We start from the raw sequence: 14,770 nt of genomic DNA, 5'->3' as shown, positions 1-14,770 counted from the left end.
GATTACCTCAGTTTGAGTGTGGAAAGGGCCATGAGAGCCATGAGTATGGACAGAATCCAGAATCGGACAATGATCTTGGATTCAGGGATGCCTTTGAGCTCGAAATGATGATGGAGCGGGGCCATTTTGAAGATACGCTTGCCGCCTGTCAGTTTGAAATATCCGACTTGAAGAATGACCGAGAGGGTTTCAAAAACAAACACGCCGCCTACAATGGCGAGCAGGAGTTCCTGTTTGGCAAGTACGGCCACGAATCCGAGTGCACCGCCGAGTCCGAGTGAACCGACATCGCCCATGAAGACCTGCGCCGGATGCGCGTTGAACCAGAGAAAGCCCAGCCCTGCGCCGACCATGGCACCGCAAAAAATGGTCACTTCTCCGATGCCCTGTATGCTCTGTACCTGTAAATAATCGGCCATTTTTGCGTGGCCGGACACGTAGATGAAAATAGCAAAGCAGGCCATGGCAACGACCATTGGACCGATGGCAAGTCCGTCGAGTCCGTCTGTCAGATTGACCGCGTTGCTCGCTCCGACCATGACCACCATGGCGAAGGGCAGGTAGAACCAGCCGAGGTCAGGGTTGAAATTCTTGAAAAACGGTACGGACAGTTGCGTGGAATAGGCTGGCTCCTGAATGAGCAAGGCAATGGCCACGGCAGTCACCAAACATTGCAGGGAAAATTTGGCCTTGGCGGACAATCCCTGATTCTGTCGCTTGACGACTTTGATGTAGTCATCGGCGAAACCGATGGCACTGAACCCGAAGTATACGAGCAGGGTCAGCCATATGTAGATGTTGGACAGGTCGGCCCAGAGCAGAGTGGACACGCCCACGCTGATCAGGATCATGATGCCACCCATTGTCGGGGTGCCTTCCTTGGCCTGATGCTGAGGGCCGTCTTCGCGGATGTACTGACCGCATTTAATGCGTTTGAGCCAGCGGATCATGGCTGGACCGAACACGATGGAAATAATGAGAGCGGTCAACAACGCCCACACCGAGCGGAAGGTGATGTACCTGAAGACATTGAGAATACCCAGGTCCGTGGAAAGCGGTACGAGAAAATTATATATCACTGTTTGCCTCCTTGGGCGTTCACAGTGCGTCCTGCACATAAGGCGGACACGAAGAGTTCCATTTTGAGGGAACGCGATCCTTTGACCAGAACCACGCCATCGGCCGCGCCGAAGGACTGCCACGCATGGGCGAAATCTTCCTGCGTGTCGACCTTGTGCATTTTCTTGCCGTATTCTCGTGCAACGTCCTCGAAATGGTTTCCTTTGTAGAAGACAACCGCCGGGGAGATGTCCTTGATGGTGCGTCCGAGTTCCTCATGGCGCATAACAGCTTCGTCTCCGAGTTCGCGCATATCACCGAGAACGAGGGCCAATGGTTTGCCGTCAGCCATGTTGGCTGCGGTTTCAATGGACCGTTCCATGGAAAGGGGGTTGGCGTTGTACGTGTCGTCGATGATCATGAGGTCTCCGTTGGGTTTGCAGCAGAACCGTTGGGTGTCCGGTTCAAGCGACTGAACGCCGGAAATAACGTCTGCTCGACTCATGCCGAGAGCATGGGCCACGGCAGCTACACAGGCCAAGTTTTCGGCGTAGTGTTCGCCGCAGAATGGTGCCTCGAATTCTTCCTCGCCCTCGGGGGTCCGAAGCCGGAAACGTCCCAGATTACTGGCTCCGGCCCCGAGAAACGAGGCAACAAAGGAGGTGTGAGAATCGTTGTTGGTGGAAAATCCGATAGGAGCGTCCACGAGTTCGCGGGCAGCGTCCCAGAGTAATGGATAGTCCATCGAAATAATGGCGGAACCGGGCTGGCGTAGATACCTGAGCAGGGTGGATTTGGCGTGAGCGACACCGGCTTCGTTGCCCAGTCCTTTCAGATGGCCGGGGCCGACATTGGTGATGACCGCGATGTCTGGGCTGGCGATAGGGGCCAGTTCTTCCATGTCGCCGCGCTGTGAAATGCCCAACTCCATGATCCAAAGATCTTGTTCAACTGTTGCTTTGAGCATGGACAGGGGCAGACCTATCTGATTGTTGAAATTACGGTAGTTTTTGGCCGTGTTGAATTTTTGTGAGGCCACAGCATAGAGCATTTCCTTGACCGTGGTTTTTCCCGCTGTGCCGGTGACTGCGATGAGTTTGGCTCCGCACATGTCACGCCAACATGCGGCCAGACGCCCCAGAGCGTCTACGGCGTCGCGGACCATGATGACAGGTGCATCTACGTCGTCCAGCATACGTGAAGCAACAATCGCGACAGCACCTTGCTTCACGGCCTGTGCCGCAAATTCATGACCGTCAAAATTCTCGCCGCTGACGCAGAAGAACAGGTCGCCTTTTTCCACTGTACGAGAGTCCGTCTTCACCGAAGCGATGACGATTTGAGTGTGGCCCTCTTCGGCCATGCCGCCGAGGCAGCGTTCTACGTCAGCCAATGTCAGATTCACGAATACATTTCCTCAAGCAGTTGGGCGGTGACTTCCGTATCAAGGAAGGGAATAATTTCACCGTTGATTTTTTGGTTTGGCTCATGACCTCTTCCAGCAACCAACAGAACGTCGCCTGGTTTCATTTCCTTGAGGGCCATGGCTATAGCGGTTTTGCGGTCAGGGTGTTCAATAACCTGAGGGGTGCCTGCCAGTCCGGGGCGGATATCGTCCATGATCATCGTGGGATCCTCGGAACGGGGATTGTCCGATGTGAGCACTGCCACATCTGCATACCGCGCCACGGCCTGTCCCATAATCGGGCGTTTGGTGCGGTCACGGTCTCCGCCACAGCCGAACAGGGTGATGAGTCGTTTGAAATTGAGCGATTTGAGTGTATGCTGAACGTTTTCCAGAGCATCCGGTGTGTGGGCGAAATCGACGAAAACATCAAGGCCGTGATCGTTCATGACGCGCTCAAGGCGGCCGGGAACACCTGGGAAATCTTTCAACGAACGCATGTCTTTGCAGTTGAGCCCGAGTTGAAGTCCAACAGCCTGAGCGGCCATTAGGTTCATGGCGTTGAAAGCGCCGATCAAGGGAGAGTGTATGGTCCAGCTTTTACCCTTGTACGTGGTTTCCAGTTCGATACCCTGTCCGTCCATGGAGGCAATGCGGCCCTGTATCATGTCTCGGTCACCGACTTCCTGTCGTACAGTGGAAATCTCGCCGATGCCGTAGCCTATGGAATTAGGGCATTCTGCCAGGAGGATTCGGCCATACGGGTCGTTGTAGTTGGAAATGTTCGTCTTGGTTTCAGTCGGGTAATCCTTGAAAAGTTTGGCTTTGGCTCTGAAATAAGTTTCCATGTCGCCGTGATAGTCGAGATGGTCCTGCGTGAGATTGGTGAAGACCCCGGCGTTGAAGTCGAGACCGGCCACGCGGTATTGTTCTAGCGCATGGGAAGATACTTCCATGAGAACAACATCCACGTCGGCTTTCTTCATGTTGAAGATGAGTTCGTGAATCATCCAGCAGTCCGGTGTGGTCAGGGAGGCTTCGATTTGGAAACCGGGCCAGCGATAGTTGACCGTGCCGAGTACGCCGACTTTCAGACCGGCGGAAGCGAGCAGGTGCTCGATGATGTAGGATGTCGTGGTTTTGCCGTTCGTGCCGGTAATGCCCACCAACTTTACGTCACGGTCTGTGAGATGAAAATGGGCACGGGCCAGTTCCCCCAGAGCTATTGCGGGATTTTCCACGTACACGGCCAAGGCTTTTTCCTCCACGACGGGAGCAACAAGATCACGGGCACTTTCGGGTGCGACAATATAGCGCGCACCATTGTCCAGAGCACTGGGGATGTAGTCGAGTCCCCGGACCGCAGTCCCGGGCATGGCGACGAAGCATTCTCCATCCTGAACTTTGCGCGAGTCCGTGCGCACAACAAGGCCTTTTTCCGCTTCTTTCAGCAGGGTTTCAAATTCCATAACGCCGTGTTCCTTGTCCTTTTCCTTGCCACTATGAGAGCCAGAGAACAAAAACATCATCCGTACCCTCCGTGTTTTGGTCCGTGGGCCATGGTTGCCCGGCTGCGGGCTTTTGGCTTTTGACCGTCATTCCCTGGCCTTTGAGCACAGGGACTATTCCCATTTTAGTTAACAACTCCAGAGCTCTGCGAACGGGCATTCCAGTAATGTTCGGAACCGCGTTGGTATCGACATGCGCCAGAGGTCCAGAGGCTGCTTGAGGCAGTGTTTCTTCGGCCAGCGAATCGACAGACATGTTTTCGGTAACAACGGTGTCGAGTGTTTCGGACAGCTTGCCGTGGTAGGCCAGAGTCCGCACGGTAACTTCGCGGCAGACCGGGGCCGCGACCATGGAGCCGTAGTTGGATTTTTGTGGTTCGTCGATCATGGTTATGACCAGCAGTTCCGGCTCGTCGGCGGGAACAAGAGCCACAAAGGAAGAAAGGTATTGATCGCCGTAACCACCTTTTGAAGAGGCTTTTTGGGCTGTGCCTGTCTTACCAGCCATGGTGATACCCTGAATGCGGGCTCTACGGCCGGTGCCGTCTTCGTGGACAACGTCCTTCATCATGGAGAGGACTTTGGCTGTGGTCTCGGGACTGAAGACCTGAGTGGCCGTGTTTTTACGTTCAACTCGAGGCTGTTTGACCAGATTGAGGTCTTTGGTGATACCGCCGTTGGCAATGCAGAGGAAGGCCTTGGCGAGCTGAACGGGAGTTGTTCCGATTCCCTGACCAAAGCTGATGGCCGCCAGATCAACGGATGTCCATTTTGTAGCAGGCATGACAATGCCGGACGATTCGCCAGGCAGGCCGAGGCCGGTCTTCTCGCCGAAGCCGAGCTTGGTCAAGTATGAATGATAGACGCTCGCGCCCATGTTTATTCCGATTTTGGCGCAGCCTATATTGGAGGAATACCGAAGGACCTTGTGCGCGGGCAGCCATTTCTCGGGGTGAGTGTCGCGAATGACCTTGCGGGCCACGCGCCATCTGCCATTTTCGCAGTTGATCAAGGTGTCCGGTTCGATCACACCTTCTTCAAGAGCTGCAGCGAACAGGAACGGTTTCATGGTGGAACCGGGTTCGTAAATATCAGTAATGGGGCGCAGCCGCCTATGGGAAGGTTTGGATACGCGTACCATGTTCGGATTGAAGAAGGGCTGATTAGCCATGGCGAGGATGTCGCCGGATTTTACATCGACCACGAGTACGATGCCCGCACGTGCTTCGTATTTGGCGATGGATTTCGCAAGAGCTTGTTCTGCGGCGTGCTGGAGATGAGTGTCAATGGTCAACGTGACATCAAGACCGTTGATGTCCATTTCGCGTCCATGGGCGTCAAGATACAAGCGGCGGCCAGTGGCATCACGTTGTACGACGAACTCCGCTTTGCTTGGCGTCATTCGTTTGTTGAAAACCAGTTCCATGCCTTCCCGGCCCTGACCATCTATGTCCACGAAACCAAGTAACTGTCCGGCAAGGTGCCCATTGGGATAAATTCGATTGAATTCACTGGTCAGGCGAATGCCGGGCAGATCAGCTTTGGCAACAGCAGAGGCTTCACGGTCTGTAACTTGCCGTTTTATCCAGACAAATTTTTTCTTGGATTTGAGTTTCTTGTAGACTGTTCTTCGGGTCAACTTGAGGTCGCGGGAAAGGGTGTCTGCTGCGATATCGATGTTTTCGATTTCATAGGGACGGGCGAAAATTGATTTGGCTTCGACAGAAGTGGCGAGCATCTGACCGTTGCGGTCAAAGATGCGACCCCGTTCACCGTATTCACATTCGGCGGCGAGGCTTTGTTTGGAGGCCTTGTTGGCCAAATATTCGCCGTCATGGAGTTGAACCCATCCGGCTCTAGCCCACAAACCAGTAAGCGCAACCGTAAACAAGGCTATGACTAGCCCTATTTTGATTCCGCTTAGATCGGTGCGCCTTTTTCTGTCCTTTGCCATTGTAATCCCTGTTGTTCCCACTGTGCGGCGCGTATATGGCAGTACGCGAAGCTACCTTGTGTCCGTTATTCGCCGTATCTGTCCCGGCGCGGCCACTCCCAAGTCGAGCCGACTTGCGAGCTTCTTGAGCTGATATGGTGAAACCAGGTTGTTCCTCTCAACCGTCAGCTTCACTGCCAGATCCTCTTTCTGGTCCAGACTCAATTCCATCTTACGTAGATCATAGGCGAGATCCATACGCTCAATGTTCAACCAAACAGCTCCTAAGCCAAGAGTGAGCGCCATGCCAAGGAGGCACAGTGTCATCCAGAGGAGCGTTTTGTCGGTTTTGCTCATACGGTTTCCCCGTTTGGTCCGAGTTTCTCCGCGACTCTGAGTTTGGCACTCCTGGCGCGGGGGTTCACGTTCCTTTCAGCTTCCGAGGCGACCAACGGTTTCTTGGTGAGCACTTTCATTTCGGGTATGCCACCGCAGGTGCAGTGAAGTTGATGCGGGGGGCATTTGCACCCCTTGGCAGCATCCCGAAATGAATGCTTCACCGCCCTGTCTTCCAGGGAGTGAAACGAAATGATGGCCACTCTCGCGCCCGGTTTTAGGCGTCCGATGATGGTTTTAAGGTAATACTCAAGTTCCTCAGTTTCCCTGTTCACTGCTATGCGCAGTCCCTGAAAGGTACGGGTCGCCGGATGATTGCGGGCTGTGTGCCGCATCTTGGGCGGATAGGCCAATCTCACTATGCTCGCCAGTTGGAGCGTTCGTGTGATTCGTTCCTTGTCCCGTGCTTTCAATATTGCAGACGCGATTTTCCCGGCCAGGGGATCTTCCCCATAGACTCTGATGATTCGCGCCAGATCACCGTGTTTCAGCGTATTGACCAAATCTTCGGCCGAAGCGTTGGAATCCGGGTCCATGCGCATGTCCAATGGACCGTCGTGAACAAAGCTGAATCCTCTTTCAGCAACGTCCAACTGCATGGAGGAGACGCCGAGGTCCAGGACCGCGCCGTCAACCGTATCCCAACCGATGTCATCCAGAGCTTCCTCAAAACCGGAGAAGGGGGTGTGGTACAGGTGAACCCTGTTTTCGAAATCCACGAGACGCTTTCTTGCCAGCGTCAAAGCCTCTTCGTCACGGTCAAGCCCCAAAAGTTCGGCTTTGTCACCTGCCGCCTGTAACAGCGCCAGACTGTGGCCGCCCATACCAAGTGTGCCATCCATATAACGGCCACCGGGTTTGGGTCGAAGCCACTCGACAACTTCATGTAAAAGAACAGTCGTGTGCAGCGATGCGGGATCGTTGTTGCCCTGCTTCATCAGAAGGGGAGGGCGACGTTATTTTCAGCCAGCTCTGCGGACACGTCATTGTCCTCTTCAAGCAGCTGGTCGAAGCTCTCTGCAGACCAGATTTCAAACCGTTTCCCTGCTCCCATGACCACCACTTCCTTTTCCAGTTTGCCCGACTTGCGCAGGTGCGCGGGAATGGCTATGCGTCCCTGCTTGCCGACTTTTATTTCGGTGTAGCCGAGATTGAAAAGGCGAATGATGTTCTGGAGGGCGCGACTCGGTGCCTTGATCCCGTCAAGTTCGCTTTCAAGCAACGTCCACTGCTCCGGGGTGATGCCGATGACATGTTTGTCGTAAATGGTCAGCACCATGACCGCGTCCGGTGATTCGGCGCGGATCAAATCCTTGAACTCGGGCGGCAATATGAGCCGTCCTTTGTCGTCAAGACTTCTGTGTGCGTGACCTTTAAACTTCATCTTTCCCCCGGAACAACCGTGTGCCCCACATTCTTACACCAATCTTACACTGATTTCCACTTCTTCCCACCTGTGCTTGAAAATCAAGGGAAAGTCAACCACTCCGCCGAAGAATGATCGGCAAAAATAATCGAGTATCATTGCTTTTTTTGGGGGTGCGGCCTAGACTTGCCGTAAATCTGAGGGATTGGGTTTTTTAAAAAAAGAGTAAATTCAGCGTATAAGACGTTCCCATTTCGGGTAAATCATCCGTTTGAATGGGGGCTGTACAAGGAGGCTGGCATGGATAGGCATATCAAGATAATCGCTACTCTGGGGCCGGGAACCGAGACTTACGAAGCTGTCAGGGATTTGGTGGCTTCTGGGGCGAAGATCTTTCGACTCAACTTTTCTCACGGCGGGCGAGAGTTTTTTGCCAAGATGGTGGAGATCATTCGTCGACTGGAGCAGGAGACAGGATACACCCTGACGGTGCTTCAGGATTTGTCAGGACCCAAGATCCGTACCTGTGATGTGGGGCTTGGCGCTTTCGAGGTCAACAAGGGGACTGAAGTTCTGTTGGGAACACCTGACGAGTATAAAAAAGATAGCGGGCCATTCATTTGTCTCGACATTCCCGAGATGCTGCAGGGTGTGAAGGAAGGCGATCCTGTTGCCCTTGGTGATGGCGTTATCCGGTTTAAAGTCGTCAAGATCGAAGGGGAGCACCTCATACGTTTGGTGGCGACCAATTCTGGCATCTGTCCACCGCGAAAGGGCATCACTTTCCCCGGTACAACCACCACGCTTGCTCCGTTGACTGACAAGGACAAGGCTGATCTGGCCATTGGTATGGATTTGGGTGTGGACGTTGTCGCCATGAGTTTTGTGCAGAAGCCAGAGGACATTTGTAATCTGCGCGCCGAGATGATTCAGTATAAGCGGCGTGTGCCCATTATTGCCAAGATTGAACGGACCGCAGCTTTGGACTGTTTGGATGGAATTCTTCAGGAAGCCGACGGCATCATGGTTGCCCGTGGCGATCTCGGTTTGGAACTTGATCTGGCTGAATTGCCCACGGCGCAGAAACGGATCATTCGTGCCTGCAACAAGTTGGGTAAGCCCGTTATCGTGGCGACCCAAATGCTGCTGTCCATGGTTAATTCACCCATGGCCACCCGTGCCGAGACAACTGACGTCGCCAACGCTATTCTGGACGGTGCGGACTGTGTCATGCTGTCAGAAGAAACCGCTGTGGGGCAGTATCCGGGCGAAGCGGTCAAGTTCATGCGCAAGATCGCCTACGAGATAGAAGCGTACATGTTTGAGACTGGCTTGAGTAATGTGGCTGCGGATGGCGTCAAGGAACATCCGTCTACCTTCTTGGCTCACGCCGCTGCCATGTTGGCAGGCAAGGTGGACGCCAGGGCCATCGTTTGTCATTCCACTTCCGGTGCGACTGCGCGAATCTTGTCTTCGTGCCGTCCCGCACAGTCAATTTATGCCTTAAGTACTGATTCTATGGTTAGACACTTCACAAATCTTTCATTGGGAGTTATCCCTGCAGAACCGCTGGACGTTATAGACGACCATCAGGAGCGCGCCGAAGTATTTGTTCGGCAGTCTCCCGCCTTCAAGGAAGGTGATATTGTTGTTGTCACAGCGGGGCAGCCGGAGAAAGGCAAGGCGGTTACCCAGACCAATGTGGTCAAGCTGTATGAAAAGCTCAAAAAAGAAGAGAACTGATGACTTCTGCGCAGAAACACGACATCCCCGACGGTCTCAATGAGGAATACTATCAGATCAGTGCCGACATTCTGGGCAGTTTTAATAAATACCGTCCACCGTTGAATATCTTTTCGTTCAAGGAAGATGTTTCCCGAATTATCCCTTACTACAAGGTGGGGGGGCGCTTGACCAATGAGCAGATCGAAGAATTGCTCACCATGACCAAAGATGGGATGATCTTTGTTTCACGCGAAGACCATTCTGTGTACGTTAAGCATATCAGTTACCAGCTTGATTTGGTGTTGGTTGACGGAAATCTCAAGGAAAAAGAGATTGCCGACATCTTCACTCAGGCATTGACCCGAAGGCTGGCCGAATTTTTCGAACAGCCGGTGAAAGCCGTGTTCGAGAAGCTCTGGGTGGACCTCATGGTTCTCTCCGAATATCTATACACTGATATTCGCCGTTCCCGCGCGTTGGTTCGTCGACTTCATACCGAACACTCCCTGGAAAATCATTCCGTGAATACTGGATTTCTTGGTTTGGCCTTGTGGGGCAAGATCAAGGAAAAAGGGTTTACTGATGGAGTGAAGCGTAAGACGTTTGATCATGTTCTGGCCGGATTGTTTTTGCACGATCTTGGCATGGCCAAAGTACCGGTTTTTATTCGTTCCAAGGAAAAACCATTGACCGGCGATGAACGGAGTAAGATCAATGCCCATACAAAAGTTGGTTATGAGATGCTCAATAAGCTCGGTTTGCGATTTGCTGAAATCGAGCAGTGTGTGACCCAACATCACGAACGGGCTAATGGATCGGGTTATCCACTCAAGAGCATCAAGCAGGATTTTGCGGGCAGCCTGTGTGCCGTGGCCGACTCCTTTTGTGCCATGATTACCAAGCGTCCTTACGCGGAACCCGTGGGTTTGGTGCCGGCATCCATGGCGTTGGCTCAGGATGCTAAATATGATCGTGAAATTACCAAGGCCTTGCAGATGCTGCTCATGATGGATCTCAAGATGAAACCGTAAGTTTTTACTATTCACAGAAGAATGCAAAAAAGGCTCGGACAATTTTTCGTTCGAGCCTTTTTGCATGTGTTGTTTCGATATCTATTGGGGTGGTGACGCCAGAGCCACAACTTTACTCCGTAGGAGCGGGTAGCGGGTCAGGAGGAACCACGGAATGGGTGGGAAAAATTTGAAGGCACGGTCTTGCGTCAACTGAATATCGTCCACTTCATAGCCAGCCATGACCATGACTTTTGATAACGTGTACGGCGTGAACCAGTACCGATGATCGCTGTTGATATCTTCGTACTGTTTGAGAGCTTTTTTGAAATTCTTGTAGTGGAACGCGTTCGGGACCGTGACGATGCACTTGGCTTTTTCAAGCCCCGGCCTTTGGCGCAGAGTCTCGAGAAATTGGACCGGATTGTCCACATGTTCCAGCAGTTCGCCGAGGATCACATAATCCCATTGAACGTCGTTGACGCCAGGGATTTCGTCGGTGAGGATATTGCCGCAATAGACGTGCGGAAGTTTCATCTCTTCGGAAAGGAATTCGATACCTTTCTCATTGATGTCCACTCCGGCACACAGGCTGGCACTGTCCATGAGCAGCTTATGAAGCCAGACGCCTCTAGCGAGTTTCCGTTTCACCTTGTCCGGCGTATGATCCACGCAACCAATGTGTAGTACTTTGGCCCCTTTGACTACGCGCTGCATATAGGTGAGTCGGCTTCGTTCCTTGAATGAGCCTTTCAGAGTAAAGCTACATCCTGATGAAAATATTTCGCCATGCAGGAATTGGAGAAGAGTTTTATCCAGTTTCAAAATCTGTCCTTGTCGTGTCGAAGGTGACTGTTGACAGGCCCCATTACCGGGGCCGGTCAACAGTCGTTTATTTGAAAATTTGAACCATGTCACGGGTCATTTCGCGGTATACGTCGGTGACGTAGACCACGCCCATGACTCGGTCGCCTTCAACGACAAGAGCCCAGTCGCGACGAGACTTGAGGAAGACGTCCAGTACTACGAGAATGGGGTCGTTGGGCTTGAGTATGGGCGGGTTGGTAATGAGATATTCATCCAGTCGGAGCTGGGTGCAGATCAGGCAGGCGTTAGCAAATTGCTGATCCCAATCCACTTTGCCGTCAGCTTTGAGATTATCGTCCTTGAGAACCGATTTTTTGACTGCCTTGAACAGTTTCCAAAGGTTGATAGTTCCAACGAGCTTACCGCCCTTGTTCTTGACTACCACAACCTGTGAATCAGGGGCATCCACCATGGCTTCACGCATGACGCGAATGGTTTCGGCCAGACTGGCGTCATCCTGTACAGTGGGGTATTCGTCGCGCATCATGTCCCAGGCGCGTTTTCTTAGCATCATAGGGCTTCTCCTCGTCAACGTGTTGTTATCAGGGCATCACTTGTCTCCGTCGTATCGTTTGTGCATTTTTTTGTCCATAACAACGAAGCGGTTAGGGGCACGCATCTTGACTTGTAGGTAAAAGATGGCGAAAGTGCTTATATGCGAAAAATTATTATCATCGTTTTGACGCTTTGTTCTGTGTTGTTTGTCTCCCGGGTTTTTGCTGCCGGGACAGTCCCTTTTGGTCCAGGTGAAAAGCTTACTTATGAAATTCATTGGACATTCATTCATGCAGGAAATGCCGTATTAGAGGTTATGCCCGATACGGACATGGACGGTGTTCCGGCTCGATATTTCAAGGCAACGGCTACCACGGTGCCGTGGGTGGATAAATTCTACAAGGTTCGGGATGTGCTTGAAGCATGGACCGATCTGGATGTGAATCATTCCCTGCGGTATAAGAAGGACCAGAATGAAGGGAAATATCATAAGAAGGTCGATTTGGTATTTGATAAGAAGACCAATCAATCTAGGCGGTATGTGAAGGGCGAGCTCAAGCATACTATCGACCAGCCTGTGGACGCTTTTGATCCCATGTCTGTTCTGTTCAGTTTCCGCAAACAGATACTCTACAAGACCATGCAGTTCGGAGCGAACGTCTCTGACGGCAAGAAGTCCGTGGTGGGCGAGGCCACGGTGGAAGCCATGGAGACTATCGAAACCGGGATTGGCATGATCGACGCTTTTCGCGTTCGGCTGGATATCAAGCATCTGTCCGGAGTGTTCAAGAAGTCCAAGGACGCGGAACTTCTTGTCTGGTTCTCGGCAGATGCCCGGCGTATTCCGGTCAAAGTTAAGTCCAAGGTCAAGGTGGGACACTTCACCATGGAGTTGGTGGATTATCAGCCAGCGACGCCGCCGACTCAAACTGCCGGGAATTAAATCTTAATTTCCTGCATCCGTACCTTGTTGCTGCGGGGAAATTCTCTTTTCAAGAGTGTCTTGAGGAGTTTTTTCATGCCTTTAAGGTCGGAGGAAAACGTGTTTTCCTGAAAGCCGGATTCCGTTATGGTGAAGGCGTTGTCGTTATTTTTAACGATGTGGACAGATCGGTCACGTTTATAGGTCAATAATTCGAGGCCGCTTCCCGGTGTGAGCTTTTTAAGGCGGGTGAGTGTGTTGGGGACAACGTTTGCGATGTCGAGCATCATATTTTTTTTCGCTTGATGTGAAGATCTGCTTCGGCAGGGCCGAGGTCGTAAAGGCGGATCTTGGTTGATCGTGGAAATTCTTTTTTTAATAGGATTTTCAGGAGTTTCTTCATCTTGGTGAGCGAGACGAGAAATCGTTCTTCAAAGAAGCCGTTTTCCACTACATTGAACTCGTCCTCGCCGATTCGTTTAATGACCACAGACCTGTTGCGTTTGTAAGTGCGCAGGTCGATAGCATGCTCCATCGGGAGCTTTTTGAGCTTGCGCAACACGGTTTGCAGGGCTGTAGCCTTGTCGATCATGTCGAATACAATAGACAGCCGTTTAAAAGCATGTCAAACGACCTCTCCTGCAACCAACTGGAGGCACCATGCCCTTGAAGAAAGATGATCTCATCGAATGTACTATAGAATCCCTTGCCTTTGGCGGCAGAGGGGTGGCCCGTGTGGACGGTATGGCCGTCTTCGTGGCGGATGCATTGCCCGGCGACATTGTGAAAGCTCGTATTGTCCGCGCAAAGAAACGTTTTGCCGAGGGCGTGGCCGAAACTCTGGTGACTCCGTCATCACATCGTGTAGAACCGAAGTGTGCGCATTTTGGTCAGTGCGGCGGATGTGCGTTGCAGAATCTTGAGTATGACGAGCAGCTTGCCCAGAAAGCAGCCCAAGTTCAGAGCGCATTGTCCCGTATCGGCGGAGTGGATGTGCCCATGGATGCTCCGGCAGCTTCCCCGGCCATCTGGAAATATCGTAACAAGATGGAATTTTCTTTTGAGCGGCGTGACGGCGGCTTGCACCTCGGTCTGCGGAGTCAGCTCCCGGCAGGCGAGAAGGGATTGGCTCCGGTTCTCGATATCGAGGAATGTCATCTGTGCGCTGGACGCGATATGGAAATTTTACGCATGGTGCGCGAGTTCTGTCGTGAGTCCGGTATTGCAGCCTACGATCCCAAGACTCAGAATGGTTTTTGGCGGCATCTTATCATCCGACATACTGCCCTTGGCGAGGTTATGGTCCATGTGATCACCACCTCGGACTCGCGGAAGTTCAAGCAAGTCGAAGCGTTGGGCGAAGCCTTGGTGGAAAGATTCACTGAGTTGACTGCTTTTGTCCATTCCTCTCGCTCCAAGCGCACCACTTTGGCTGTTGGTGAATATGTGGAATTTCGTCTCGGCACCAAGGCCATCGAAGAAAAAGTTGGACATGCCCGTTATCATATTTCACCCAATACATTCTTTCAGACCAATTCCGCCGGAGCCGAAAAGTTATTCGATACCATCCGTGAGTATGGTGAGTTCGACGGCTCTGAGACATTGCTTGATCTTTACTGTGGCGCAGGAGCTATCGGCGTATATATGGCCGACTCTGTTGAACGCGTCATCGGTTTCGAGATCAGTGAAGAATCCATTGCCAAGGCCTTCTCCTCTGCCAAGCTCAACGGCTTGGAAAACTGTGATTTCGCGGTTGGTTCTTTGGATGATGGACTTGGCGATCTCAAGAGGTTGCCCGAGTTCGACATCGTGGTCGTTGATCCGCCCCGTTCCGGCATGCATGAAAATATGGCCAAAGCACTTCTTCAGTTGGCGCCGCCCAAAATCGTGGCTGTGTCCTGTGATCCTGCAACCTTGGCTCGCGATGTGAAACGGTTGTCCGACAAATACGAAATCAAGCGTGCGCGTGCCGTGGATATGTTCCCCCACACGCATCATATCGAGACGGTTGCCTTGTTGGTTCGTAAATAGGAATTCCTGTCATGTAATGAAATGAGGCCTTGGTGAAAACATGTTCACCAAGG

15 protein-coding genes are annotated in these 14,770 nt (G+C 52.3%); 4 read left to right on the top strand and 11 right to left on the bottom strand.

The features are described from left to right. Positions 1 to 2: 2 nt before the first annotated feature. Genes mraY through SYK_RS09070 form a run of 7 tightly spaced genes read right to left on the bottom strand, consistent with a single transcriptional unit; the run spans position 3 to position 7,685 of the window. Positions 3 to 1,079: a phospho-N-acetylmuramoyl-pentapeptide-transferase gene (gene mraY, locus SYK_RS09100; RefSeq protein WP_281759945.1), complete on the bottom strand. Its 1,077-nt coding sequence runs from the start codon at positions 1,077 to 1,079 to the stop codon at positions 3 to 5. Then, positions 1,076 to 2,464 carry a UDP-N-acetylmuramoyl-tripeptide--D-alanyl-D-alanine ligase gene (locus SYK_RS09095; protein ID WP_281759944.1) on the bottom strand — a complete coding sequence of 463 codons (1,389 nt, stop codon included), beginning with the start codon at positions 2,462 to 2,464 and terminating at the stop codon, positions 1,076 to 1,078. Before SYK_RS09095 ends, mraY begins: the two co-directional genes overlap by 4 nt. Then, complete coding sequence (locus SYK_RS09090) at positions 2,461 to 3,990, bottom strand: UDP-N-acetylmuramoyl-L-alanyl-D-glutamate--2,6-diaminopimelate ligase (RefSeq protein ID WP_281763258.1); 1,530 nt, start codon at positions 3,988 to 3,990, stop codon at positions 2,461 to 2,463. The genes SYK_RS09095 and SYK_RS09090 overlap by 4 nt, the downstream gene beginning before the upstream one ends. Further along, a complete protein-coding gene (locus SYK_RS09085; protein ID WP_281759943.1) occupies positions 3,965 to 5,926 on the bottom strand; it encodes a penicillin-binding transpeptidase domain-containing protein in 1,962 nt (653 codons plus the stop codon). Before SYK_RS09085 ends, SYK_RS09090 begins: the two co-directional genes overlap by 26 nt. Positions 5,927 to 5,977: 51 nt before the next feature. Next, on the bottom strand, positions 5,978 to 6,262 hold the full coding sequence (locus SYK_RS09080; protein WP_281759942.1) for a hypothetical protein: 285 nt from the start codon (positions 6,260 to 6,262) through the stop codon (positions 5,978 to 5,980). Further along, the gene (gene rsmH / locus SYK_RS09075; RefSeq protein ID WP_281759941.1) at positions 6,259 to 7,239 is read right to left on the bottom strand and encodes a 16S rRNA (cytosine(1402)-N(4))-methyltransferase RsmH; all 981 of its coding nucleotides are present in this window, start codon (positions 7,237 to 7,239) and stop codon (positions 6,259 to 6,261) included. The genes SYK_RS09080 and rsmH overlap by 4 nt, the downstream gene beginning before the upstream one ends. After that, positions 7,239 to 7,685: a division/cell wall cluster transcriptional repressor MraZ gene (locus SYK_RS09070; protein WP_281759940.1), complete on the bottom strand. Its 447-nt coding sequence runs from the start codon at positions 7,683 to 7,685 to the stop codon at positions 7,239 to 7,241. The genes rsmH and SYK_RS09070 overlap by 1 nt, the downstream gene beginning before the upstream one ends. Before the next feature lie 282 nt (positions 7,686 to 7,967). Between SYK_RS09070 and pyk the strand changes: the two genes are divergently transcribed. Both pyk and SYK_RS09060 read left to right on the top strand, forming a co-directional pair. Beyond that, positions 7,968 to 9,410 carry a pyruvate kinase gene (gene pyk / locus SYK_RS09065; RefSeq protein WP_281759939.1) on the top strand — a complete coding sequence of 481 codons (1,443 nt, stop codon included), beginning with the start codon at positions 7,968 to 7,970 and terminating at the stop codon, positions 9,408 to 9,410. Next, the gene (locus tag SYK_RS09060; protein ID WP_281759938.1) at positions 9,410 to 10,423 is read left to right on the top strand and encodes an HD-GYP domain-containing protein; all 1,014 of its coding nucleotides are present in this window, start codon (positions 9,410 to 9,412) and stop codon (positions 10,421 to 10,423) included. The genes pyk and SYK_RS09060 overlap by 1 nt, the downstream gene beginning before the upstream one ends. 81 nt (positions 10,424 to 10,504) lie before the next feature. Here SYK_RS09060 and SYK_RS09055 read toward each other — a convergent pair whose 3' ends face one another. Then, positions 10,505 to 11,227, bottom strand: a complete 723-nt coding sequence (locus SYK_RS09055) for a class I SAM-dependent methyltransferase (protein WP_281759937.1) — start codon at positions 11,225 to 11,227, stop codon at positions 10,505 to 10,507. A gap of 67 nt (positions 11,228 to 11,294) precedes the next feature. Then, the gene (locus SYK_RS09050) at positions 11,295 to 11,783 is read right to left on the bottom strand and encodes a CBS domain-containing protein (RefSeq protein ID WP_281759936.1); all 489 of its coding nucleotides are present in this window, start codon (positions 11,781 to 11,783) and stop codon (positions 11,295 to 11,297) included. A 141-nt stretch (positions 11,784 to 11,924) separates the two neighbouring features. On the opposite strand from SYK_RS09050, the gene SYK_RS09045 reads away from it, so the two are divergent. Continuing rightward, the gene (locus SYK_RS09045) at positions 11,925 to 12,707 is read left to right on the top strand and encodes a DUF3108 domain-containing protein (RefSeq protein WP_281759935.1); all 783 of its coding nucleotides are present in this window, start codon (positions 11,925 to 11,927) and stop codon (positions 12,705 to 12,707) included. On the opposite strand, the gene SYK_RS09040 is transcribed toward SYK_RS09045, so the two are convergent. Both SYK_RS09040 and SYK_RS09035 read right to left on the bottom strand, forming a co-directional pair. Further along, positions 12,704 to 12,976: a hypothetical protein gene (locus tag SYK_RS09040; RefSeq protein WP_281759934.1), complete on the bottom strand. Its 273-nt coding sequence runs from the start codon at positions 12,974 to 12,976 to the stop codon at positions 12,704 to 12,706. The genes SYK_RS09045 and SYK_RS09040 overlap by 4 nt on opposite strands. Beyond that, positions 12,973 to 13,278: a hypothetical protein gene (locus tag SYK_RS09035; protein WP_281759933.1), complete on the bottom strand. Its 306-nt coding sequence runs from the start codon at positions 13,276 to 13,278 to the stop codon at positions 12,973 to 12,975. The genes SYK_RS09040 and SYK_RS09035 overlap by 4 nt, the downstream gene beginning before the upstream one ends. Before the next feature lie 68 nt (positions 13,279 to 13,346). On the opposite strand from SYK_RS09035, the gene rlmD reads away from it, so the two are divergent. Beyond that, on the top strand, positions 13,347 to 14,717 hold the full coding sequence (gene rlmD / locus SYK_RS09030; RefSeq protein ID WP_281759932.1) for a 23S rRNA (uracil(1939)-C(5))-methyltransferase RlmD: 1,371 nt from the start codon (positions 13,347 to 13,349) through the stop codon (positions 14,715 to 14,717). Positions 14,718 to 14,770: the final 53 nt, after the last annotated feature.

Source organism: Pseudodesulfovibrio nedwellii (assembly GCF_027923765.1).
GTDB classification, from domain to species: Bacteria; Desulfobacterota; Desulfovibrionia; order Desulfovibrionales; family Desulfovibrionaceae; genus Pseudodesulfovibrio; species Pseudodesulfovibrio nedwellii.
Note: the sequence above shows the minus strand (reverse complement) of the source record. Positions and strands in the feature narration are given on the sequence as shown.

Coding starts and splice junctions, on each gene's coding strand:
- SYK_RS09090 (WP_281763258.1), bottom strand. CDS start 3,990: ATGTTTTTGTTCTCTGGCTCTCATAGTGGCAAGGAAAAGGACAAGGAA.
- SYK_RS09040 (WP_281759934.1), bottom strand. CDS start 12,976: ATGATGCTCGACATCGCAAACGTTGTCCCCAACACACTCACCCGCCTT.
- SYK_RS09035 (WP_281759933.1), bottom strand. CDS start 13,278: ATGATCGACAAGGCTACAGCCCTGCAAACCGTGTTGCGCAAGCTCAAA.
- rsmH (WP_281759941.1), bottom strand. CDS start 7,239: ATGAAGCAGGGCAACAACGATCCCGCATCGCTGCACACGACTGTTCTT.
- SYK_RS09045 (WP_281759935.1), top strand. CDS start 11,925: ATGCGAAAAATTATTATCATCGTTTTGACGCTTTGTTCTGTGTTGTTT.
- SYK_RS09070 (WP_281759940.1), bottom strand. CDS start 7,685: ATGAAGTTTAAAGGTCACGCACACAGAAGTCTTGACGACAAAGGACGG.
- SYK_RS09085 (WP_281759943.1), bottom strand. CDS start 5,926: ATGGCAAAGGACAGAAAAAGGCGCACCGATCTAAGCGGAATCAAAATA.
- SYK_RS09080 (WP_281759942.1), bottom strand. CDS start 6,262: ATGAGCAAAACCGACAAAACGCTCCTCTGGATGACACTGTGCCTCCTT.
- rlmD (WP_281759932.1), top strand. CDS start 13,347: ATGCCCTTGAAGAAAGATGATCTCATCGAATGTACTATAGAATCCCTT.
- SYK_RS09050 (WP_281759936.1), bottom strand. CDS start 11,783: ATGATGCTAAGAAAACGCGCCTGGGACATGATGCGCGACGAATACCCC.
- pyk (WP_281759939.1), top strand. CDS start 7,968: ATGGATAGGCATATCAAGATAATCGCTACTCTGGGGCCGGGAACCGAG.
- SYK_RS09060 (WP_281759938.1), top strand. CDS start 9,410: ATGACTTCTGCGCAGAAACACGACATCCCCGACGGTCTCAATGAGGAA.